The organism is Arthrobacter sp. Marseille-P9274 (assembly GCF_946892675.1).
Lineage (GTDB): Bacteria > Actinomycetota > Actinomycetes > Actinomycetales > Micrococcaceae > Crystallibacter.
In genome coordinates this window covers 1039098-1058897 of record NZ_CAMPOV010000001.1, presented here as the reverse complement: position 1 = coordinate 1058897, position 19800 = coordinate 1039098, and the positions used below count along the sequence as shown (strand labels likewise).

Below are 19800 nucleotides of genomic sequence, written 5' to 3'. Positions count from 1 at the left end.
CAGGGCCTCCGCCTGTCCCTCAGCCACGCCGGATGAAGGCCTCGAGTTCGGCCGCCAGGCCCTCCCTGACCATGACTTCGAGTTCGGTGCCCTCTTCGCCATGGTCCATCGACAGGATCTCCGCGTCCGGGCTGTGCAGCCGGCTCACGACGTCGCCCCTGTCATAAGGAATCAGGAGGTCGAGCTTGACGGCGGGCCGGGGAATGCCGTCGCTGATGGCCTGGAGCAGTTCGGGGATGCCCTGCCCGGTACGGGCCGACACCACGACATGCCGCGGTTCCCGCTGGCGAAGCCGTTCGATGACGAACGGATCAGCTGCGTCAGCCTTGTTGAGCACGATGATCTCGGGAATCTTGCGCGCATCCACTTCCGTCAGCACCTCGCGGACCGCTGCGATCTGGCCTTCCGGATCGGGATGGGATGCGTCCACCACGTGGAGGATCAAATCCGCGTCGGCGGCTTCCTCAAGAGTCGACCGGAACGCTTCCACCAGTTGCGTGGGCAGCGAGCGGACGAAACCGACGGTGTCCGCCAGCGTGTAGCCGAGCCCGTCCGAGGTTTCGGCCTTGCGGACCGTCGGGTCGAGGGTCGCGAACAGCGCGTTCTCCACGAGGACGCCGGCGTTGGTCAGCCGGTTGAGCAGCGAGGACTTGCCGGCGTTGGTGTAGCCGACGATCGCGACCGATGGCACGGCGTTGCGCTTGCGGTTGGCCCGTTTGGTCTCCCGCGCCGGCTTCATTCCGGCGATCTCGCGCCGCAGTTTGGCCATGCGCGTGCGGATGCGCCGCCGGTCCAGCTCGATCTTGGTTTCGCCGGGGCCACGGGAACCGATTCCGCCGCCGGCCGCGCCGACGCGGCCGCCGGCCTGGCGGGACATGCTTTCGCCCCAGCCACGCAGGCGCGGCAGCAGGTATTCCAGCTGGGCGAGTTCGACCTGTGCCTTGCCCTCGCGGCTCTTGGCGTGCTGCGCGAAGATATCGAGGATCAGGGCGGTGCGGTCAATGACCTTGACCTTGACGATGTCTTCAAGACCACGCCGCTGCGAGGGCGACAGCTCGCCGTCGACAATCACCGTGTCAGCGCCGGTGGACATGACGATGTCCCGCAGTTCCTGCGCCTTGCCCGATCCCAGGAACGTTCCGGGGTCCGGCTTGAGGCGGCGCTGGACGACGCCGTCGAGGACTTCCGACCCCGCGGTCTCGGCCAGTGCGGCCAGTTCACGCAGGGAATTGTCCGCGTCTGCCGCCGTCCCCTCGGTCCACAAGCCGGCCAGCACGACCCGCTCCAGTCGGAGCTGGCGGTACTCGACCTCGGTGACGTCTTCCAGTTCCGTCGACAGCCCGGCCACGCGCCGCAAGGCGCGCCGCTCCTGAAGGTCCTGCTGCTCGCCGTCGAACTCCGAATGCTCTTCGTCCAGCGCGGAGATGGCCTGTGCCTTGCCCCGGAAACCGCTGCCGGTCTTGGTGCGGGCTGCGGAATCCTTGGCCAGAATCCGGTCGATGACGGCCTGGATCTCCTCCGGGGTCAGTTCCGGTTCCTCTGCCGGCTGGCCGGCGCTGCTGTTGGTCATGCTCTCCTTCGGAAGGTCTGTAGATCTATGGTAGTCCTCCGCTGCTGCGCGGGGGTGGTTTGCCTGCTGTGGTTGTTGTCGGGTCATGGGAGTCTCCTGACGGGGAAGGCGGTCCCTGGTGCGCTGATCCGGGGCCATGCAGCCGCGATGCGCTGGAGGGCGCAAGGAGGTGCAGGGGCAGTTGCAGCCAGGGGACGCGTGGGAATGACAGATTGGTTCGCGGTAGTGGTGCCTACCGATCCCGGAGCCGGGCTCAACGGGAGCGGCGTCTGATGCGGGCCGAAGCCGGCCTAGACCACCGCAGTCACTTGTTTGCCATGCGGACCAGCATAACAGGCTCCGCGCGTGGCTTAGGCAGGCCTAGATACAAATTCCGCCGAGGGCGCACTAGTCTGGCGGATTATGGCCACCGATCATTACTTCAGCGCCGAGCCGGGCAAGCCGGAAATACGTAAGCCGCTGACCGTCGAACTCGACGGTCAGGTCCGGCACTTGACGACGTCGAACGGCATCTTCAGTCCCGAGGGAATCGACAAGGGCACGGCCGTGCTGCTGGCCGAGGTTCCCGCCCCTCCGTCGGCCGGCAATTTGCTCGATATCGGCTGCGGCTGGGGTCCGATCGCGCTGACGCTGGGTCTGAAGTCACCTGCTGCGGCGGTGACGGCGGTCGATGTCAATACCCGCTGCATTGCATTGACCAACGACAATGCGCAGACACTGGGGCTGCACAATGTGCAGGCCTGCCTGCCGGACGAGGTGGACCCCGAACTGCGCTTCGACGCCATCTGGTCCAATCCGCCAATCCGAATCGGCAAGAGCGAACTTCACGACCTGCTGATGCTCTGGCTTCCGCGCTTGGCGCCCGGCGGCAACGCCTGGCTGGTCGTGCAGAAGAACCTCGGTTCGGACTCCCTGCAGCGCTGGCTTGCGGCCGAGCTGCCGGCGGAGTTCCGGGTCAGCCGCGAAAGCACCGCCAAGGCCTTCCGGATCCTGCGGATCCGCCGCGCGGCTGCTACGCGATAACCCCGCGCGCCACGAGGGCGGCGGGCCCGCTCAATTCGACATGTTCGCGCCCATCATCGGCGACGAAGAACCGCACGTTCACGGTGCCGCCGGGCACGTTGACCCGCCAGTCGTCCGGCGCGCCGGCGCCTGCCCAGTAGCGGATGGCGACGGCGGACGCGCAGGCGCCGGTTCCGCACGATTGTGTCTCCCCGACGCCGCGTTCGTGCACGCGCATGGTGATGTGGCCGGCACCGTTGTGGACCAGCGGTTCAGCCGGCACGACGAATTCGACATTGGTTCCGTTAACCGGCTTCGGCTCGACCTCCGGTGCCTCATACAGCCCGGTCGCAGCCAGCTCGGCGAGCTCGGCAAGCGCGACCACGGTGTGCGGGTTGCCCATGCTGATGCTCAGGGCGGGCCGGGGCACCTCGAGGCCCGCCGCATTGACGACGGAGTCCGTGGCCTTTGCTGCGGCCTGGTCCGGATAGATGAACTCCCACGGGCCCATGTCCACGGCATAGCCGTCTTCCGAACGTGTGATGACCTTGATGCCCGCACGCGTACCGATGGACATGGACTTGCCCTCCGCGAGGTCGGCCAGGCCCTGGTCAAGCAGGAAATGCACGAAGACGCGTACACCGTTGCCGCACATTTCCGAGACCGACCCGTCCCCGTTGCGGTAGTCCATGAACCACTCGGCTTCCGGAGCCGACGCGAGCAGTTCCCGTCCTTCCGGAAGATGCTCGGAACGGACTGCGCGGATAAGACCGTCGCCGCCGATGCCCTGATGGCGGTCACACAGCACGGAAACGGCAGCCGAGTTGATCTGGTGGTCGCCGTTGGGGTCGGCGACCAGCACGAAATCGTTGCCGGTGCCATGGCCCTTGGAAAAGGACAGGCCGGTCAGGGAACGCAGGACAGCAGAGGAAGATTCGGTCACTGTCCAAGCTTATCGACGAGTGCAAATGCGGTGTCCACCAGCCGCGGGTCCTTCCAGTCGAGCCACTCGATCCGCGGATCGGCGCCGAACCAGGTCTGCTGCCGGCGGGCGAACTTCCGGGTGGCCACGATGGTGTCCTGCACGGCCTCGTCGATGGTCAGTTCGGCATCGAGGACCCGGAGGAACTGTGAGTAGCCGAGCGCTTTGGACGCTGTTTTGCCGTCCCGCAAGCCCTCCCTCTCGAGCCGGCGGACCTCTTCCAGCAGGCCCATATCCACCATCCGGTGCACCCGGAGGGCCAGTCGTTCCTTTAGCTCCTCCCGGTCGACCTTGAGCCCCAGCTGTAGGGCCGGCTGCCAGTAGCGCCGCTCCGGCATGAAGGAGCTGAAGGGCCGCTGCGTCAGCTCGTACACTTCGAGGGCACGCACCACCCTGCGGGCGTCGCCCAGGCGCGCCGCAGACACCGGGTCGACTTTTTCCAGCCGGCTCCGCAGCGCGGCCAGACCGTCGGTTGCCAGTTGCAATTCCAGCTTGGACCGAAGCTCCGGATTGGTGCCGGGAAACTCGATGACGTCCAGGGCCGCCCGAACGTAGAGACCCGATCCGCCGGCCAGAATGGCCCGCCGGCCGCGGCGGTGAATGCCGGCGATGGCCGCGCGGGCCTGCTCTTGGAAGGCCGAGACGCTGGCTTCATCGCGGACGTCGAGGATGTCCAGCAGATGATGCGGCACACCCTGCCGCTCGGTCGGCGTGATCTTGGCCGTACCGATGTCCATTCCGCGGTAGAACTGCATGGCATCAGCGTTCACGACTTCGCCGTCGATCCGCTGTGCGAGTGCCACAGCCAGGTCCGACTTGCCCGATCCGGTGGGACCGACTACAGCGATGACAGGCGGTACCTGCTCCGGTTCGCTCACCATCCGGCGGCGTCAGCCGCGCACGGGCAGCGCCGGCATGCCGAGCGAAACCGCCTTGCCGCCCGCCGTCGTTCCCGGCGCCGGCGCGGCACAGGAGTCTGCCTGCGACCGGTCCCACGCGTCCCCCGCCCGCGAACGGCGGACCGAGTAGTCTGCTGGCACCGGGTCGGCGATGAGGTGGAACGGTGCGGCCTCGGTCACCGTTACGGTGACCAGGTCGCCGGGGCGCGGCACTGCCGCTCCGTCCGGCACCGAGAAATGGACCAGCCGCTGGTCCCGCGATCGGCCGGAGAGCCGGTGTGTCTCACTGGCCTTGCGCCCCTGCTGCGCGGTAACCAGCACCTCGACCTGCGTGCCGACCTGCTTGGCGTTCTCTTCGGCGGAGATCCGGTCCTGCAGGGCGATCAGCCGCTCGTACCGCTCCTGCACGACGGACTTGGGCAGCTGCTCCGGCAGGTCGGCGGCAGGAGTTCCGGGCCGCTTGGAGTACTGGAAAGTGAACGCCGTGGCGAACCGTGACTGTTCGACGACGTCGAGCGTTGCCTGGAAATCTTCCTCGGTCTCGCCTGGGAAACCCACGATGATGTCGGTGGAGATGGCGGCGTGCGGAATGCGATCGCGGACCTTGTCCAGGATGCCCAGGAACTTTTTGGAGCGGTAGGAGCGGCGCATGTCCTTGAGGACTTTGTCAGAGCCGGACTGCAGCGGCATGTGCAGTTGGGGCATGACGTTGGGCGTTTCGGCCATCGCCTCGATGACATCGTCGGTAAAGGCGGCCGGGTGCGGGCTGGTGAAGCGGACGCGCTCAAGGCCGGCAATGTTCCCGCACGCGCGCAGCAGTTTGGCGAAGGCTCCCCGATCGCCGAATTCCACGCCGTATGAGTTCACGTTCTGGCCCAAGAGGGTCACTTCGATGGCGCCGTCGTCCACCAGGGCCTGGACCTCGGCCAGGATGTCTCCCGGCCGCCGGTCCCGTTCCTTGCCCCGGAGCGAGGGAACAATGCAGAAGGTGCAGGTGTTGTTGCAGCCGACGGAGATGGACACCCAGCCCGAATACACGGCGTCGCGCTTGGTGGGCAGGGTGGAGGGAAAGACATCGAGCGATTCGAGGATCTCCAGTTGGGCTTCGTTGTTATGGCGCGCACGCTCAAGGAGCGCCGGCAGCGAGCCCACGTTGTGGGTGCCGAAGACGACGTCGACCCAGGGCGCCTTCCGCAGGATGGTCTCGCGGTCCTTCTGCGCCAGGCAGCCGCCCACCGCAATCTGCATCCCGGGACGGCGTTCCTTCACCGGCGCCAGCTGTCCCAGGTTGCCGTACAGCTTGTTGTCGGCGTTTTCCCGCACCGCACACGTGTTGAAGACGACGACGTCCGCCTGCCCGTCCGTCGCTTCGACCAGGCCGGCGTTTTCCAGGAGTCCGGCCAGGCGCTCGGAATCGTGCACGTTCATCTGGCAGCCGAAGGTGCGCACCTGGTAGGTGCGCCCGTCGGCACTTGAAACAGTCGGATCGGGGGCAGGGAAGGTCACGCTCACTTCTTAAGGGTAAGACCTTCCCCGCCGGCCGCCACAATCCGCGGTGCGCGGCAACGCCCCTGGGTGCCCGCCGGCGGGAGGGAGCCTGGAGGTCCGGGGTCGGGAGCCATTGCAGTCCGCGGTTCTCAGTCTGCCTGCACGGCGTCCAGTTCCTCGGACACTACCCTGAAGGCGACCGCGGGCGGGTAGCCCTTCCTGGCCAGCATGGATGCCAGCCGGCGGGTGTGCTTGTCCTTGACTTGCCGTTCGTTGAGGTCCCAGTCCGGCCGGATCTTTCGGCGCACCAGTTCCCTGGCACTGCCCAGTTCATCGTCCGGGCTGAGCTGCTCGAGCGCTTCTTCAGCCAGCTCCGGCGCGATGCCCTTGTCCGCCAGTTCGCGCTTCAGCGCCCCGCGAGCCAAGGACTTGGTCTGGAACCGGCTCCGGACCCACATGCGGGCGAACTCGGCATCGTCGATCAGCTGAAGCTCTTCGAAGCGGTCCAGGACGGCCACGGCAACCTCTGCCGGAACGTTGCGTTCGGCCAGCTTGTCAGCCAATTGCCGCCGGCTTCGCGGCCCCATGGTCAATTGCCTGAGGATGATGGACCGCGCGACATCGCCGGGGTCGGCCTCAGGCGTCAGGTCTGCCGGGGAGTCGGGAGTCGGTTCCTGTCCTCCCCGGCGGCTTCGGCCCTGCACGCCGATCAGAGGCCGTCCACGGCCTTGAGCTTCGGTTCCTTGGCGACCCCTTCGGTGCCCTCTTCCGGCTTGTCGATACCGAGCTTCAGCCGGATGCGCCGCTCGATCTCGTCCGCCAGATCCGGGTTGTCCCTCAGGAACTTCCGGGAATTCTCCTTGCCCTGGCCGAGCTGGTCGCCGTCATACGTGAACCAGGCGCCGGACTTCTTGCAGATGCCATGCTCGACGCCCATGTCGATCAGGCCGGACTCGCGGGAGATTCCCTGCCCGTACATGATGTCGAACTCCGCCTGCTTGAAGGGCGGGGCCATCTTGTTCTTGACGATCTTGGCGCGGGTGCGGTTGCCGATCGGGTTTGAGCCCTCCTTGAGGGTCTCGATCCGGCGCACGTCGATGCGGACCGAGGCATAGAACTTCAGGGCCTTGCCGCCGGTGGTCGTTTCCGGGCTGCCGAAGAAGACACCGATCTTTTCGCGGAGCTGGTTGATGAAGATCGCCGTCGTCTTGCTTTGGCTCAGGCGTCCGGTGATCTTCCGCAGGGCCTGGCTCATCAGGCGGGCCTGGAGGCCGACGTGGCTGTCGCCCATTTCGCCTTCGATCTCGGCGCGTGGCACCAGGGCCGCCACCGAGTCGATCACGATGATGTCCAGCGAACCGGAGCCGATCAGCATGTCCATGATTTCGAGGGCCTGCTCGCCCGTGTCCGGCTGGGACACCAGCAAGGCATCCGTGTCCACGCCCAGTTTCTTGGCGTACTCGGGATCCAGCGCGTGCTCGGCGTCGATGAAGGCAGCGATGCCGCCGTTGCGCTGGGCGTTGGCGACAGCATGCAGGGCCACGGTGGTCTTACCCGACGACTCCGGACCGTAGATCTCGACAACGCGGCCCCGCGGCAGGCCTCCAATGCCGAGCGCGACGTCGAGGGCGATGGAGCTGGTGGAAATCGTTTCGATCGGGGCACGCGTCTCGTCGCCGAGACGCATCACGGAGCCCTTGCCGAACTGCTTGTCAATCTGCGCGAGTGCTGCTTCCAAAGCCTTCTCGCGGTCCGGTGCTGCGGCCATTATTCACCTCGGTTTCTTATGGCCCTGCGGGCCGTGTTCTTCGCTCGCTTCGACCGTATCGCCCCGCTCCGACAGAATGCGCAGCCGCCTGTGCGGCTGTGGACAATCCGTCGATGCGGCGCCGGTTCCCGGCTCTGTGTAGGAGCATAGCCGCCCCCGGAGACAGATTCGAACATATCTGCGAATATCGTTGGGCGTGTCTTCTTCAGCGCGAAGGCTTGATGTCGCGGCCCAGGCGCCGCGCAGGTGGCACTTCCTGCATCTCGCAGACGGCCAGCCAGACGGTCTTCGGCGGGACTCCGGCCGAGAGGGCCTCGGCCGCGGTACGCCCGCCGAGCATCGTGAGGACCAGATCCGCGGCCAGGACCCTTGAATAGCCGGAGCCGAACTCCTCGTCCATCAGCCGCCAAAAATCACTCAATCGCACGCTGATATCTTCTCACGGCTGCCGTCCGGCCGCAGTCGCCGGCGGCTCACTACAATAGCGTCATGACCGGACAGGATTCTGCGCGGCAGGATGAGGACTTCGAGAGCGCCATCGACTCGCTGGAGCAGCAACTGAGCATGCTCTGGCGCCGCGCCCGCGCCAACTCCCACCGGGTAGCGCGCGAGGTCCATCCCGACATGGAACCAGCCGCCTACGGGCTGCTGACGGTGCTGCAGCGCGAGAAGTCCATGCGGTTGACCGACTTGGCCGCCAGCATCGGCGTCGGGAAGCCCTCGGTCAGCCGCCAGGTGGCCATGCTGGAGCAGCTCGGCCTCGTCAGCAAGGAAACCGACCCATCGGACGGCCGCGCCCAGTCGATTTCGCTCACGGAACTGGGGCTGCAGAAACTGAAGTCGGCGCAGTCGGCCAGGAGGTCCGCCTTCGTCTCGCAGCTCGAAGACTGGTCCGTCAGGGATCTCAATTCCCTGGCCGGGCTGTTGGACCGGCTCAACCGCTCCTAGTCCGGCCGGGCTGGAACCGCCTCCGGTAGGCGCGCGGCCCCTCTACCGCGCCGCGGCGGCGCGGGTAGCCCGTCGCGGCAGGCTCCAGCCAGGGGGCGCCGGCGCCAGGAACGCCCAAAAAGCGGGGTGTCAGAGCGCGAAAGAGCCGGGCACAGGGTGCCCGGCTCTTTCCGGCGCACGGCCGGGGGCGTCAGGAACGTGCCGAGGCCAGTCCCCTGCTGAGGTCTTCGGGCAGTTCGTCCGGAATCTCGGCGACGAATTCACGCGAAAGCTCCTGCGGGACGGTGTCCGGAATGACAACGCCTTCAGCGTCCGCAACACGGTCGCTGACCTCGCGCAGCATCAGGGACAGCGGAACATCCAGAGCCGAACAGATGGAGGACAGCAGCTCCGAGGAGGCCTCCTTCTGGCCGCGCTCAACTTCACTCAGGTATCCGAGGGAAACACGAGCGCTGTGTGAAACTTCACGCAGGGTCCGGCCCTGGCGCTGGCGTACGTCACGCAGGACGTCGCCGATTTCGTGGCGTAGCACTACCATCTTGCGCTCCTTCTTTTCCCGTTGCGTCTCGTCGGACAGACCCACATCACGCCAACGGACAACCCCGTTCACGGATACGGGTTGCTTGACCATTTGTATCGCCTTACTCCCTCTGTGTACACGGGTTCCACCGCGTTTTCTAAAGCTTATGGCACCAACCTTGGAAGTTGCTGCCACCTTGGATAACTATCCGGAACATTAATTTGTTCCCCCGCCACCTCGCGGGCGCCCGGAGCGCACCCTCCCGCCCGGTCCTAACGCGTAGCGGCGGTGGCCGACTCGACGGCCGCCAGCAGGGCGGACAGGGCGGCGTCTCTTGCCTGCTCCCGGATCCTTGCGCGGTCACCGGCGAAGGAGAAGGCGGCAGCATGGGAACCGGCCTCGGTGGCGACGCCGACGTAGACGGTGCCCACGGGTTTGCCGCCGTGCGGTTCGGGCCCGGCCGCCCCGGTCGTGGCCACCGCGATATCCGCGTCCAGGCAGCGGCGCGCCCCCTCAGCCATCTCGCGCGCAACCTGCGGATCGACGGCCCCGTTGCGCTCCAGCAGCGACGCATCCACGCCCAGCAGGCCGGACTTGACATCGTTCTGGTAGGAGACGACCGCGCCCTGGAGGGCACCGGAAGCACCCGGGACGGTCGCCAGCGCTGCTGACACCATGCCCGCCGTGAGCGATTCGGCCGTCGCGATGGTCAGCCCCTTCGCCACCGCCGCCAGAATGACCTTTTCGGAAAGGTTCTGCCGGTCCACGGCTCAGTGTCCCCGTCCGGCCGACCGGAGGCGCAGGGCCTTGATCACGTAGTCCGCGCCGGTCACGACCGTGACCGCGACCGCGACGAGCATCACGATATAGGCGACGACGGCGGCCCAGTCCCCCAGCCACGACTCCAGGGGCAGCAGGTAAAGGAAGATCGCCAGCGTCTGGAGTACCGTCTTGAGCTTTCCGCCGCGAGAGGCCGGCATCACGCCGTACCTGATGACGACGAAGCGCAGCAGCGTGATGCCGAGTTCGCGGACGAGGATCACCACGGTGATCCACCACGGAAGTTCGCCCAGGACGGAGAGCAGGATCAGCGCCGATCCGATCAGCAGCTTGTCGGCGATGGGGTCGGCAATCTTGCCGAAGTTCGTGATCAGCCCGCGGCTCCTGGCCAGGTCCCCGTCGAGTTTGTCCGTGTAGATGGCCACCGCAAAAACGGCGACGGCGAGCCAGCGCAGGAGGCCGTCGTTGCCGTTGTCAGCCAGCATGAACCAGATGAAGAACGGCACCAGCACGATCCGGATGGTGGTGAGGACGTTGGCGATGTTAAGGGTCGGTACCGGGCTGGCAGGCGAATCAGTCACGTCCCTACACTACCGAACCCGCTAACGCCCGGTGAGACTCCAGGCGTCCTCTTCACCCGACTCGCCGTCGTCGTCGTAATAGTCCACCGCCTGCGCGCGGGCGTCCAGGTCCTCGGCCACGAGGTCCCGGGGGCCGTCGAAGCCGTGGTTGGCGTTGGCGTTGTCCGCCAGGGCGGCGGTGCGGGGATCGGCCGCCGCGGGCGCGGCCGGGTCCGCCGGGGGCGGCCCGTCTCCCCGGATGGCGGCCAGCGTGGCGGCCAGGTCATCCGGCTGGACCAGCACGTCGCGCGCCTTCGAGCCCTCGGAAGGGCCCACCACTCCCCTGGACTCCAGCAGGTCCATCAGCCGTCCCGCCTTGGCGAAGCCGACGCGCAACTTGCGCTGGAGCATGGAGGTCGATCCGAACTGCGTGGTGACCACGAGCTCCGTGGCCTGCAGCAGCACATCGAGGTCGTCCCCGATATCGTCGTCGATCTGCTTCTTCGGCGCCTCGACGGCGACGTCCTCGCGGTACTCGGCCTTCAGCTGGCTCTTGACATGCTCCACGACCTCGTGGATCTCGGACTCCGAGACCCAGGCGCCCTGGACACGCATCGGCTTGGAGGCGCCCATCGGCAGGAAGAGCGCGTCGCCCTGGCCGATCAGCTTCTCGGCGCCGGGCTGGTCCAGCACGACGCGCGAGTCGGTGACGGACGAGGTGGCGAACGCCATGCGGGACGGAACGTTGGCCTTGATCAGGCCCGTGACCACGTCCACCGACGGGCGCTGAGTCGCCAGCACCAGGTGGATGCCGGCGGCGCGCGCCAGCTGCGTGATGCGCACGATCGAGTCTTCGACGTCCCGCGGAGCCACCATCATCAGGTCCGCGAGCTCGTCCACGATCACCAGCAGGTACGGGTAGGGCTTGATGACCCGCTGCGAGCCCTCCGGCGGAACCACCTTGCCGTTCCGCACGGCCTTATTGAAGTCGTCAATGTGCTTGTAACCGAAGTTCGCCAGGTCGTCATAGCGGGTGTCCATCTCGCGGACCACCCACTGCAACGCCTCGGCCGCTTTCTTCGGGCTCGTGATGATCGGCGTGATCAGGTGAGGGACGCCTTCGTACGCGGTGAGCTCCACGCGCTTGGGGTCCACCATCACCATGCGCACCTCATCCGGCGTCGCACGCATCAGGATCGAGGTAATCATCGAGTTCACGAACGAGGACTTACCGGCCCCGGTGGCGCCGGCGACCAGCATGTGCGGCATCTTGGCCAGGTTGGCGACCACGAAGCCGCCCTCGACGTCCTTGCCGACGCCCATGACCATCGGGTGCTCCGTCTTGCGCGCGTTGTTCGAGCGCAGCACGTCGCCAAGCGAGACGGTCTCCCGGTCCGTGTTCGGGATCTCGATGCCGATCGCCGACTTGCCCGGGATCGGGCTGAGGATGCGCACGTCCGAGCTGGCGACGGCGTAGGAGATGTTCTTGGAGAGCGCCGTGACGCGCTCGACCTTCGTCCCCGGGGAAAGCTCGATCTCATAGCGGGTGACCGTCGGGCCGCGGGAGAAGCCGGTCACCTTCGCGTCCACCTTGAACTGGTCCAGGGTTTCGGTCAGGGCATTAACGACGGCGTCATTCGCCTCGGAGCGTTCCTTCGACGGCGGCCCCGGAGGGAGGAAGTCCGACGGCGGCAGCGTGTATGTCACGTCGCCGGAGAGCTGCAGCTGCTCCGTGCGCTGCGGAATCGGGGTCGCGGGAGGCTGCGGCTGCACGGGGTTGGCAGGCACCGGCGGCACCGCGGGAGCAGCGTGCGGCAGGACCGGAAGGGCTTCGGTGGCACCCTCCGGCAGCAGCCCCTGCTCGCGCTTGAGCTGTTCGGCCGCCAGTTCGGACTGGGTGGGGCGCCGGACTCCCGGCGGCACCTTGGGCGTCGCCGGGAGCGTCGGTACCGGGCCCGTCACCGGCGCGTCATCGATCACCGGCGTTTCGAACGCTTCGTCCCCGTAGAAGCCCCCGTCGTCGTAATCCCCCTGCTCTTCCGCCGGCTTGTCCCGCCCGAACACTCGTTTGCGCTGCTTCTTCTGCTTGGGCCGCTCGGGCTCGTCGCCGTACAGGTAACTCTGGTCGTGCTCGTCCCCGCGCTGGGGACGGTGAGCCGGTTCCTGCCCCATCAGCTTCTCGTAGACGGCGCGCAGCCGGGCCGGAATATGCCGGAACGGGGTCGCCGTGATGATCAGGAGGCTGACGAAGGCCAGCAGCGAGTAGACGACGACGGGCAGGACCCAGGTGATGGTCGCCAGCGGCGAGGAGATGAGGAAACCCACCATGCCCCCGGCGGCCCAAAGCGCGTCCAGGCCGTCCGCGAGGGCGGGCTGGCCGCCGATGATGTGGGCCAGGCCCGTGCCCGAAAGCGTCATCAGGGACAGCCCGATGGCGATGCGGTTGTTGCCGGCGACGTCCTCCGGGCTGCGCATCAGCCGGACCGAGAAGACCAGGAGGAACATCGGCAGCAGCAGCGCCATCCAGCCGAACGTGCCGCCGAAGACCGCATGGACGACGTCGGCGAAACCACCCTTGAGCGCCCACCATTCGACGGCGGCGATCATGGCCGCCAGCAGCAGCATGAAGAAGCCCGTGCCGTCCCGGCGCAGTTCCTTGTCGGGAAGCACGTCGGGGCCGAGCTTGCGTACACCGGCTGCCACGAGGTGGGCGACGCCCATCCACGCACCGCGGACCATCCGCAGCGGCAGCGGCAGCGGGTCCTCGGCCGGCAGCTCGATGGCCTTGGTCTTGGCGGTGGAACGCCCAGACGATGAGCGCGCAGTACTGCCCGTGGTTTTACCGCGCGACTGCTGGGTGCCTTTTTTGGCAGGGGAAGTTCGAGTCGCCATACCGGAAAGACTACCTGCCGAGGCCGTCCGGCGTCGGGATTGACCTACCGGTCAGCGCACCGGTGTCAGCCGGATCACGCCCTCGCCGCCGGCCTCACGCCTCGAGTACCACCGGGACGATCATCGGCCGGCGCCGGTGCCGCTTGTTGACCCAGCTGCCGATGACCCGGCGTACCACCTGCTGCAGCTGGTACGTGGTGTGGTCCTTGCTGCTGACCACGGCTTCTTCGAGCGAGGCGATGATCTGCGGCTTGATGTTATCGAACACCGAGTCGTCCTCCGCGAATCCGCGGGCGTGGATCTCCGGGCCGGAGACGATCTTTCCGGTGCTCCGGTTGACCACGCAGATCACGGAGATGAATCCCTCCTCGCCGAGGATCCGCCGGTCCTTGAGGTCCGCGTCGGTGATCTCGCCGACGCTGGATCCGTCCACATAGACGAACCCGCACTCGATCTGGCCGACGATCCTTGCCGTGCCGTCCGCCAGGTCCACGACCGTGCCGTCGTCCCCGAGCAGCACGTTCTCCGCGGGGATTCCGGTGGCCTGTGCCAGCTTGCCGTTGGCGATCAGGTGCCGGGTCTCGCCATGGACCGGCATGGCGTTGCGCGGCTTCAGGATGTTGTAGCAGTAAAGCAGCTCGCCGGCGGCCGCATGGCCGGAGACGTGGACCTTGGCATTGCCTTTATGGATGACGTCCGCGCCGAGCTTGAGCAGCCCGTTGATCACCCGGAATACGGCGTTCTCGTTGCCGGGGATCAGCGACGAGGCCAGGATGACCGTGTCCCCCGCGCCAACCTGGATCCGGTGGTCCCCGTTGGCCATCCGGGACAGCGCCGCCATGGGTTCCCCCTGCGAGCCCGTGGACATCAGGACCACCCGGTCGTCCGGCAGTTCCTCGACGTTCTTCAGGTCCACGATGATGCCGGCGGGAACGTTCAGGTAGCCCAGCTTCTCGGCGATCGCCATGTTCCGGACCATCGACCGGCCCACGAAGGCGACATGCCGGCCATGGGCGGCCGCGGCGTCGAGCACTTGCTGCACGCGGTGGATGTGCGAGGAGAAGGAGGCAACGATGATGCGCTTTTCGACCTGGCCGAAGAGCCGCTCCAGGACCGGCCCGATCTCCTTCTCGGCGGTGGTGAAGCCCGGGACGTCGGCGTTGGTGGAGTCCGCCATGAAAAGGTCGACGCCCTCTTCGCCCAGCCGGGCGAAGGCGCGCAGGTCCGTGATGCGGCCGTCGAGCGGCAGCTGGTCCATCTTGAAATCGCCGGTGTGCAGCACGTTGCCGGCCGCGGTCCGGATGAACACGGCCAGCGCGTCCGGAATCGAGTGGTTGACCGCGACGAATTCGCACCCGAACGGCCCGAACTGCTCGACCTGGCCTTCGGTAACCGTGACGGTGAACGGCCTGATGCGGTGCTCGGCGAGCTTCGCCTCGACCAGCGCCAGCGTCAGCTGCGAGCCGATCAGCGGCAGGTCCCCGCGCAGCCGCAGCAGGTACGGCACGGCGCCGATGTGGTCCTCGTGGCCGTGCGTGAGCACCACGCCGACGATGTCGTCGAGCCGGTCCTCGATGTAGGAGAAGTCCGGCAGGATGAGGTCGACGCCGGGCTGGTACTCCTCGGGGAACAGGACGCCGCAATCCACAATCAGCAGCTTCGAATCGATTTCGAACACGGCCATGTTCCGGCCGATCTCCCCGAGGCCGCCCAGCGGGATGATCCGCAGGGTCCCATCGGCGAGCTTCGGCGGGGTGCGCAGCTGTGAAATTGTGGATTCGCTCATGCTGTTGGTCAGGCCTCCAGGTGCCAGCCGGCCTCTTCGAGGTCCGCGCGGATCGGTGCGATCTCGGCCTCGGTCGGCTCCACCAGGGGCAGGCGGACCACCGAGTTGGACAGTACGGACTGCCACTTGAGGATCAGTTTGGCCGCGACGGCGCCCTGGATGTGGGACATCACGGCGCGCTGCACGGGGTCCAGTTCGAAGTGCAGGCGGCGGGCGGTGGCGAGGTCGCCGGCCAGCATGGCGTCGACGAGCGCCCGGTACTTGGCGGTCGCCACGTGCGCGGTGACGGAGACGACGCCGACGGCACCGGCTGCCATCAGCGGCAGGGTGAGTCCGTCGTCACCGGAGTAGACGTCCAGGTCCGTGTTGGCCAGCACTCGGGTGGTCTCCTGGTAGTTCGCCTTGGCGTCCTTCAGGGCCACGATCCGCGGGTGTTCCGCGAGCCGGTAGAGGGTCTCGGTTTCGATCGCGATCCCGGCGCGGCCGGGGATGTCGTAGACCATGACGGGCAGGTCCGTGGCGTCCGCCACGGCTTCGATGTGCGCGCGCACGCCGGCCTGGCTCGGCTTGTTGTAGTACGGCGCGGTGACCAGCAGCCCGTCTACGCCCAGGTCCGCCGCCTGCTTGGAGAGCCGGACGGAGTGGCGCGTGTCGTTGGTTGTGGAGCCCGCGATGACCTTCGCGCGGCCGCCCACGGCCTCCTGGACCGTCTTGAACATGCCCAGGTTCTCTTCGTCCGTCAGGGTGGAGGTCTCCCCCGTGGTGCCGGTGACGACCAGGCCGTCGCAGCCGTCGTCGACAAGCTTCTCTGCGAGTTCGCCGGTCTTCCGGTAGTCCACCTCACCGTCCTCCGTGAAGGGGGTGACCATGGCGGTCACGAGGGTTCCGAAAGTGTATTCGCGGGCAGTGGACTCAGACATAGAGGAAACGTTACCGTGCCGGCCTGCGTTTCCAGCAACGGCGGCGGAGAGTTTCGTATCACGACGGCGCGGGCCGCGGACCTGCCGGCGGCCTCCGGCGACCTGCGCCGCTGGAGGAGCACGGCGGGCCCGCTGTGAGAATATCGGACCATGGCATCCACACAGACCGGCCGCCGTCTCGCCGGCATCGATGCGGCGCGCGGCTTGGCGCTGCTGGGCATGATGGCTACCCACATCTACCCGCTGTGGACGCAGGGAGCGGATCCGCAACCGAACTTCACCGGCCTGGTACTCTCGGGCCGCTCCTCCGCCCTGTTCGCAGTGCTGGCCGGCGTGGGGCTGGCCCTGCTCTCCGGCGGCAGCAAACCGCACCACGGGCGTGCGCTGCTCGCCGACCGCGGGGGCATCGCGGTCCGGGCGGCGCTGATTGCCGCCGTCGGCCTGATGCTCGGCACCTTGGAAGTCAATATTGCGGTCATCCTGGTCCACTACGCCGTGCTCTTCTGGTGCGCGCTGCCGTTCCTGCAGCTGAGGCTGCCGGTGCTGGCCGCGTGGGCTGCGGGGTGGCTGCTGCTCTCCCCCGTCGCCGCCTACCTGATGCGCGGCGGACTGGAGGCGGCGCTGGATCCGCCAAGCCTGGGGCACAATCCCAATGTGCTGGACGTTTTCACGCCGGCGACGTTCCTGGCCGACATCTTCGTGACCGGCTTCTACCCGGTGCTGCAGTGGCTCGGCTACATCCTGGTCGGGCTCGTCATCGGCCGGCTGGAGATCCGCAGGACGGTGGTGCAGCTGTGGCTGCTGGCCGGCGGGCTCGCGGCCGCCGCCCTGGGCAAGGCTGGTTCCGCACTCGTGATGGGGCAGCTCGGCGGCCTGTCGGGGCTCGCGTCCACGGAAGCGGCGCAGCAGCCGGATTTCGGCTTGATCTACCAGGTCAACCTCGGCTGGGTCGACATGGACGACTCCTTGTGGTGGCTCGGGGTGGCGGGACCGCACTCGGGCACCACCTTCGACCTGCTGCATACCTCCGGCACGGCGGCGGTGGTCCTCGCCGTCTGCCTGCTGCTCACCAGCCGCCGGCCGAGGCTGCTGCTCCCCCTCTCGGGCGCGGGAGCGATGACGCTCTCGCTGTACGCGGCGCATGTGTGGGTCATGAGCATCCTGCCGGACGGAGCCGCGGCCCCGTCCGACCACATGCTCTATTGGGGCCAGGTCATCGTCGCGCTGTCGGTCGGCGCGGCGCTCAGCGTGCTGTCGATGCGGGGGCCGCTGGAGCTGGTGACCTCCTCCGCGTCCCGCCTGGCCCGGAACGCCCTGCGCGGGAACCGCCAGCTCCGCTAGGGCCCTCGGCCGGACTCCCCAACAACGGAACGGGCCGGATCAGCCCTGCCGGCTGAGCGAGATCGCGTGCCGCATCGACTCCCGGGCGCGCTTGCGGTCCCGGGCGGCATCGTAGGCGCAGGACAGCCGGAACCAGCTGCGCCAGTCCTCCGGCGCGGCCTCCGCCTCGGCCTTGTACTTCTCGAACTCGGCGTCCGCCGCGTCCTGCACGATCCGTCCGCCGGGGGTGCGCGGCAGGTTGTCCGGCGGCAGCCCGCCCTCGGCCTCCAGCACCTTGGCCAGGCGGGACATCCGGGCCCCAAAGAGCACTTCCCGGATCAGCGCCCAGGCGCCGACGAGCGGGAGGATCAGCAGGGCGGCGCCGATCGCCTTGGCGATCAGCTGCGGGTCCTGCAGGAGCAGCCACGCCCGGTGCACGGTCAGCGACATGTAGGCCAGCAGCAGCAGGATAATGACGGAGACCCAGATCTTCTCGCCGTGCCGCGCATACCAGGTGACCGTGCGCTTTGTTCCGCCCGCTGGCTCAGTCCCCGCTGGCTCAGTCCCCGCTGGCTCAGTCCCCGCTGGCTCAGTCATTGAGGTCAAGGTAGCCGTCCAGCCCGTAGGTCAGACCCGGGTGTGCCGCCACCTGGCGCACGCCGAGGAGGACCCCCGGCATGAAGGAGGCCCGGTCGAAGGAGTCGTGCCGGATGGTCAGCTGCTCGCCCGGCCCGCCCAGCAGCACTTCCTGGTGGGCCACCAGGCCGCGGAGCCGGACGCTGTGCACCTTGACGCCGTCGACATCCGCGCCGCGGGCTCCCGACAGCGACTTGGTGGTGGCATCCGGGCTGGCCGGCACGCCCGCCTGCGCACGGGCGGCGGAGACCAGCTGCGCGGTCCGCACGGCGGTGCCCGACGGCGCGTCCACCTTGTCCGGGTGGTGCAGTTCGATGATCTCGACTGACTCGAAGTAGCGGGAGGCCTTGGCCGCGAACGCCGAGGCCAGCACGGAACCGAGCGCGAAGTTCGGCGCGATCAGCACGCCGATCTGCGGGTTCTCCTCCAGCAGCGCGGCCAGGGCGTGGCGCTTGCCCTCGTCCCAGCCGGTGGTGCCGACGACGGCGTGCATGCCGTGTTCGACGGCGTAGCGTACGTTCTCCTCGGTGCTGTCCGGCGTGGTGAGGTCGACGACGATATCGGCGCGCGCCTCCACGAGGGTCTGCAGGCTGTCCGAACGGCCCAGGGCCGCCACGAGCTTCAAATCTTCCGCGGCGTCGACGGCTTTGACCGCCTCCGCGCCCATCCGTCCGCCAGCGCCCAGCACGGCCACCGCCAATTGTTCAGTCATGGGTTCCAGCCTATCGTTACTGGCCGATACCCACCCATTCGGTGCTGCCGTCGGCGAAGCGCTGTTCCTTCCAGACCGGCACCCGTTCCTTCACCGTGTCTACCAGTTCGGCGGCGGCAGCAAAAGCCGATGCACGGTGGGCCGACGCGACGGCGGCCACCAGCGCCGCATCCCCGATCTCCAGCGCTCCGGTCCGGTGCGCGACCCAGATGCGCACGCCGTCATACTTCTGCGCGATCTCCGCGGCGACGTCGGCCATGACCCGCCCGGCGGACGGATGGGACGAGTACCCCAGCGCCGCCACGGGCTGGCCGCCGTCGTGGTTGCGGACCACGCCGCTGAACGTGACCACGGCTCCGCACTCGGCGGACTCCGCCGCCGCCATCGCAACGGCGACGTCGAGCGGCTCCGCGGTGACCTCCGCGTGCAGGACCTCGCTACTGACCATCAGGACCTCCGGTGTGTTGTGCGGGGGCGGCCGGGTGCCCGGCGTCGCGCTGCCCCGCCAGCTGTGTGCAAATGTGTTCAAGGATCGGAGCGAGGACCTGAAGCCCGTCCCGCACGCCGCCGGCCGATCCGGGCAGGTTGGCGATGAAGGTTTGGCCCGAGACGCCGGCCAGCCCGCGGCTGAGCACCGCCAGCGGCGTCTTGGCCGCGCCGGCGGCGCGCATCGCCTCGGCGACGCCGGGAAGCTGTTTCTGGAGGAATCCCGCGGTCATTTCCGGGGTCAGGTCGTCCGCCGTGATCCCGGTGCCGCCGCTGGTGATGATCACGCCGGGCCCCTCCTCGAGCAAGGCGGCCAGCGCCTCCCGGACCGGAGCGCCGTCAGGCACGACGCGGATCGGAAGCGGGGCGAACCCCTGTTCCTGCAGCCATTGGCTGATGATCGGCCCCGTGCGGTCAGGATAGGAACCGGCCGCCGCGCGGTTGGAGGCAATAACGACGCCGGCGGTGCGGTTCACGGGGCGCGGAGCCGCGGGTTCGGGTGCTGCGGGCAGCGGGGCGGAGGCGTCTGCC

20 protein-coding genes are annotated in these 19800 nt (G+C 67.8%); 3 read left to right on the top strand and 17 right to left on the bottom strand.

Annotated elements, in window-relative coordinates; translation table 11 throughout:
• Positions 1–19: 19 nt before the first annotated feature.
• Positions 20–1570, bottom strand: a complete 1551-nt coding sequence (hflX, locus tag OC550_RS04805) for a GTPase HflX (protein ID WP_262104150.1) — start codon at positions 1568–1570, stop codon at positions 20–22.
• A 402-nt stretch (positions 1571–1972) separates the two neighbouring features.
• Between hflX and OC550_RS04800 the strand changes: the two genes are divergently transcribed.
• Positions 1973–2593, top strand: coding sequence for a class I SAM-dependent methyltransferase (locus OC550_RS04800; RefSeq protein WP_262104149.1), 621 nt, complete (start codon positions 1973–1975; stop codon positions 2591–2593).
• Here OC550_RS04800 and dapF read toward each other — a convergent pair.
• The 6 genes from dapF to OC550_RS04770 all read right to left on the bottom strand — a co-directional run bounded on the left by dapF (position 2583) and on the right by OC550_RS04770 (position 8136).
• A complete protein-coding gene (dapF, locus tag OC550_RS04795; protein WP_262104148.1) occupies positions 2583–3515 on the bottom strand; it encodes a diaminopimelate epimerase in 933 nt (310 codons plus the stop codon). The two genes, OC550_RS04800 and dapF, sit on opposite strands and share 11 nt — an antisense overlap.
• The gene (gene miaA, locus OC550_RS04790; RefSeq protein ID WP_262104147.1) at positions 3512–4435 is read right to left on the bottom strand and encodes a tRNA (adenosine(37)-N6)-dimethylallyltransferase MiaA; all 924 of its coding nucleotides are present in this window, start codon (positions 4433–4435) and stop codon (positions 3512–3514) included. Before miaA ends, dapF begins: the two co-directional genes overlap by 4 nt.
• Before the next feature lie 9 nt (positions 4436–4444).
• Complete coding sequence (gene miaB / locus OC550_RS04785; RefSeq protein WP_262104146.1) at positions 4445–5965, bottom strand: tRNA (N6-isopentenyl adenosine(37)-C2)-methylthiotransferase MiaB; 1521 nt, start codon at positions 5963–5965, stop codon at positions 4445–4447.
• Positions 5966–6090: 125 nt separating this feature from the next.
• Positions 6091–6504, bottom strand: a complete 414-nt coding sequence (locus OC550_RS04780; RefSeq protein WP_262104145.1) for a regulatory protein RecX — start codon at positions 6502–6504, stop codon at positions 6091–6093.
• A gap of 146 nt (positions 6505–6650) precedes the next feature.
• Positions 6651–7709: a recombinase RecA gene (gene recA, locus OC550_RS04775; RefSeq protein WP_262104144.1), complete on the bottom strand. Its 1059-nt coding sequence runs from the start codon at positions 7707–7709 to the stop codon at positions 6651–6653.
• A gap of 205 nt (positions 7710–7914) precedes the next feature.
• Positions 7915–8136 (bottom strand): DUF3046 domain-containing protein, encoded by a 222-nt coding sequence (locus OC550_RS04770; protein ID WP_262104143.1) that lies wholly within the window; start codon positions 8134–8136, stop codon positions 7915–7917.
• 62 nt (positions 8137–8198) lie between these two features.
• Here OC550_RS04770 and OC550_RS04765 point away from each other — a divergent pair, with 62 nt between their 5' ends.
• A complete protein-coding gene (locus tag OC550_RS04765) occupies positions 8199–8657 on the top strand; it encodes a MarR family winged helix-turn-helix transcriptional regulator (RefSeq protein ID WP_262104142.1) in 459 nt (152 codons plus the stop codon).
• A gap of 190 nt (positions 8658–8847) precedes the next feature.
• Here OC550_RS04765 and OC550_RS04760 read toward each other — a convergent pair whose 3' ends face one another.
• From OC550_RS04760 to dapA, 6 genes are all read right to left on the bottom strand, one after another.
• The gene (locus tag OC550_RS04760; RefSeq protein WP_306556909.1) at positions 8848–9288 is read right to left on the bottom strand and encodes a helix-turn-helix domain-containing protein; all 441 of its coding nucleotides are present in this window, start codon (positions 9286–9288) and stop codon (positions 8848–8850) included.
• A 161-nt stretch (positions 9289–9449) separates the two neighbouring features.
• Complete coding sequence (locus OC550_RS04755; protein ID WP_262104141.1) at positions 9450–9944, bottom strand: CinA family protein; 495 nt, start codon at positions 9942–9944, stop codon at positions 9450–9452.
• A 3-nt stretch (positions 9945–9947) separates the two neighbouring features.
• Positions 9948–10538, bottom strand: coding sequence for a CDP-diacylglycerol--glycerol-3-phosphate 3-phosphatidyltransferase (gene pgsA, locus OC550_RS04750; RefSeq protein WP_262104140.1), 591 nt, complete (start codon positions 10536–10538; stop codon positions 9948–9950).
• Between the two features lie 21 nt (positions 10539–10559).
• Positions 10560–13409 carry a DNA translocase FtsK gene (locus OC550_RS04745; RefSeq protein WP_262104139.1) on the bottom strand — a complete coding sequence of 950 codons (2850 nt, stop codon included), beginning with the start codon at positions 13407–13409 and terminating at the stop codon, positions 10560–10562.
• 94 nt (positions 13410–13503) lie between these two features.
• Positions 13504–15195 (bottom strand): ribonuclease J, encoded by a 1692-nt coding sequence (locus OC550_RS04740; protein WP_262104138.1) that lies wholly within the window; start codon positions 15193–15195, stop codon positions 13504–13506.
• Between the two features lie 8 nt (positions 15196–15203).
• Positions 15204–16115, bottom strand: coding sequence for a 4-hydroxy-tetrahydrodipicolinate synthase (gene dapA, locus OC550_RS04735; protein ID WP_262104137.1), 912 nt, complete (start codon positions 16113–16115; stop codon positions 15204–15206).
• Between the two features lie 150 nt (positions 16116–16265).
• Here dapA and OC550_RS04730 point away from each other — a divergent pair, with 150 nt between their 5' ends.
• Positions 16266–17456, top strand: a complete 1191-nt coding sequence (locus OC550_RS04730) for a DUF1624 domain-containing protein (protein WP_262104136.1) — start codon at positions 16266–16268, stop codon at positions 17454–17456.
• A gap of 39 nt (positions 17457–17495) precedes the next feature.
• Here the strand turns inward: OC550_RS04730 and OC550_RS04725 are convergent, their stop codons facing one another.
• The 4 genes from OC550_RS04725 to OC550_RS04710 all read right to left on the bottom strand — a co-directional run bounded on the left by OC550_RS04725 (position 17496) and on the right by OC550_RS04710 (position 19781).
• Positions 17496–17885, bottom strand: a complete 390-nt coding sequence (locus tag OC550_RS04725; protein WP_262106258.1) for a hypothetical protein — start codon at positions 17883–17885, stop codon at positions 17496–17498.
• A gap of 139 nt (positions 17886–18024) precedes the next feature.
• Complete coding sequence (gene dapB, locus OC550_RS04720; protein WP_262104135.1) at positions 18025–18783, bottom strand: 4-hydroxy-tetrahydrodipicolinate reductase; 759 nt, start codon at positions 18781–18783, stop codon at positions 18025–18027.
• Between the two features lie 16 nt (positions 18784–18799).
• Positions 18800–19231, bottom strand: a complete 432-nt coding sequence (locus OC550_RS04715) for a molybdenum cofactor biosynthesis protein MoaE (RefSeq protein ID WP_262104134.1) — start codon at positions 19229–19231, stop codon at positions 18800–18802.
• Positions 19221–19781 carry a MogA/MoaB family molybdenum cofactor biosynthesis protein gene (locus OC550_RS04710; protein ID WP_262106257.1) on the bottom strand — a complete coding sequence of 187 codons (561 nt, stop codon included), beginning with the start codon at positions 19779–19781 and terminating at the stop codon, positions 19221–19223. Before OC550_RS04710 ends, OC550_RS04715 begins: the two co-directional genes overlap by 11 nt.
• Positions 19782–19800 lie beyond the last annotated feature (19 nt).

Excerpts from the sequence above, each read along its gene's own strand:
- hflX (WP_262104150.1), bottom strand. The coding sequence starts at position 1,570 with ATGACCAACAGCAGCGCCGGCCAGCCGGCAGAGGAACCGGAACTGACC.
- OC550_RS04800 (WP_262104149.1), top strand. The coding sequence starts at position 1,973 with ATGGCCACCGATCATTACTTCAGCGCCGAGCCGGGCAAGCCGGAAATA.
- miaA (WP_262104147.1), bottom strand. The coding sequence starts at position 4,435 with ATGGTGAGCGAACCGGAGCAGGTACCGCCTGTCATCGCTGTAGTCGGT.
- recA (WP_262104144.1), bottom strand. The coding sequence starts at position 7,709 with ATGGCCGCAGCACCGGACCGCGAGAAGGCTTTGGAAGCAGCACTCGCG.
- OC550_RS04765 (WP_262104142.1), top strand. The coding sequence starts at position 8,199 with ATGACCGGACAGGATTCTGCGCGGCAGGATGAGGACTTCGAGAGCGCC.
- OC550_RS04760 (WP_306556909.1), bottom strand. The coding sequence starts at position 9,288 with ATGGTCAAGCAACCCGTATCCGTGAACGGGGTTGTCCGTTGGCGTGAT.
- OC550_RS04745 (WP_262104139.1), bottom strand. The coding sequence starts at position 13,409 with ATGGCGACTCGAACTTCCCCTGCCAAAAAAGGCACCCAGCAGTCGCGC.
- OC550_RS04740 (WP_262104138.1), bottom strand. The coding sequence starts at position 15,195 with ATGAGCGAATCCACAATTTCACAGCTGCGCACCCCGCCGAAGCTCGCC.
- dapA (WP_262104137.1), bottom strand. The coding sequence starts at position 16,115 with ATGTCTGAGTCCACTGCCCGCGAATACACTTTCGGAACCCTCGTGACC.
- OC550_RS04730 (WP_262104136.1), top strand. The coding sequence starts at position 16,266 with ATGGCATCCACACAGACCGGCCGCCGTCTCGCCGGCATCGATGCGGCG.
- OC550_RS04725 (WP_262106258.1), bottom strand. The coding sequence starts at position 17,885 with ATGTCGCTGACCGTGCACCGGGCGTGGCTGCTCCTGCAGGACCCGCAG.
- dapB (WP_262104135.1), bottom strand. The coding sequence starts at position 18,783 with ATGACTGAACAATTGGCGGTGGCCGTGCTGGGCGCTGGCGGACGGATG.
- OC550_RS04715 (WP_262104134.1), bottom strand. The coding sequence starts at position 19,231 with ATGGTCAGTAGCGAGGTCCTGCACGCGGAGGTCACCGCGGAGCCGCTC.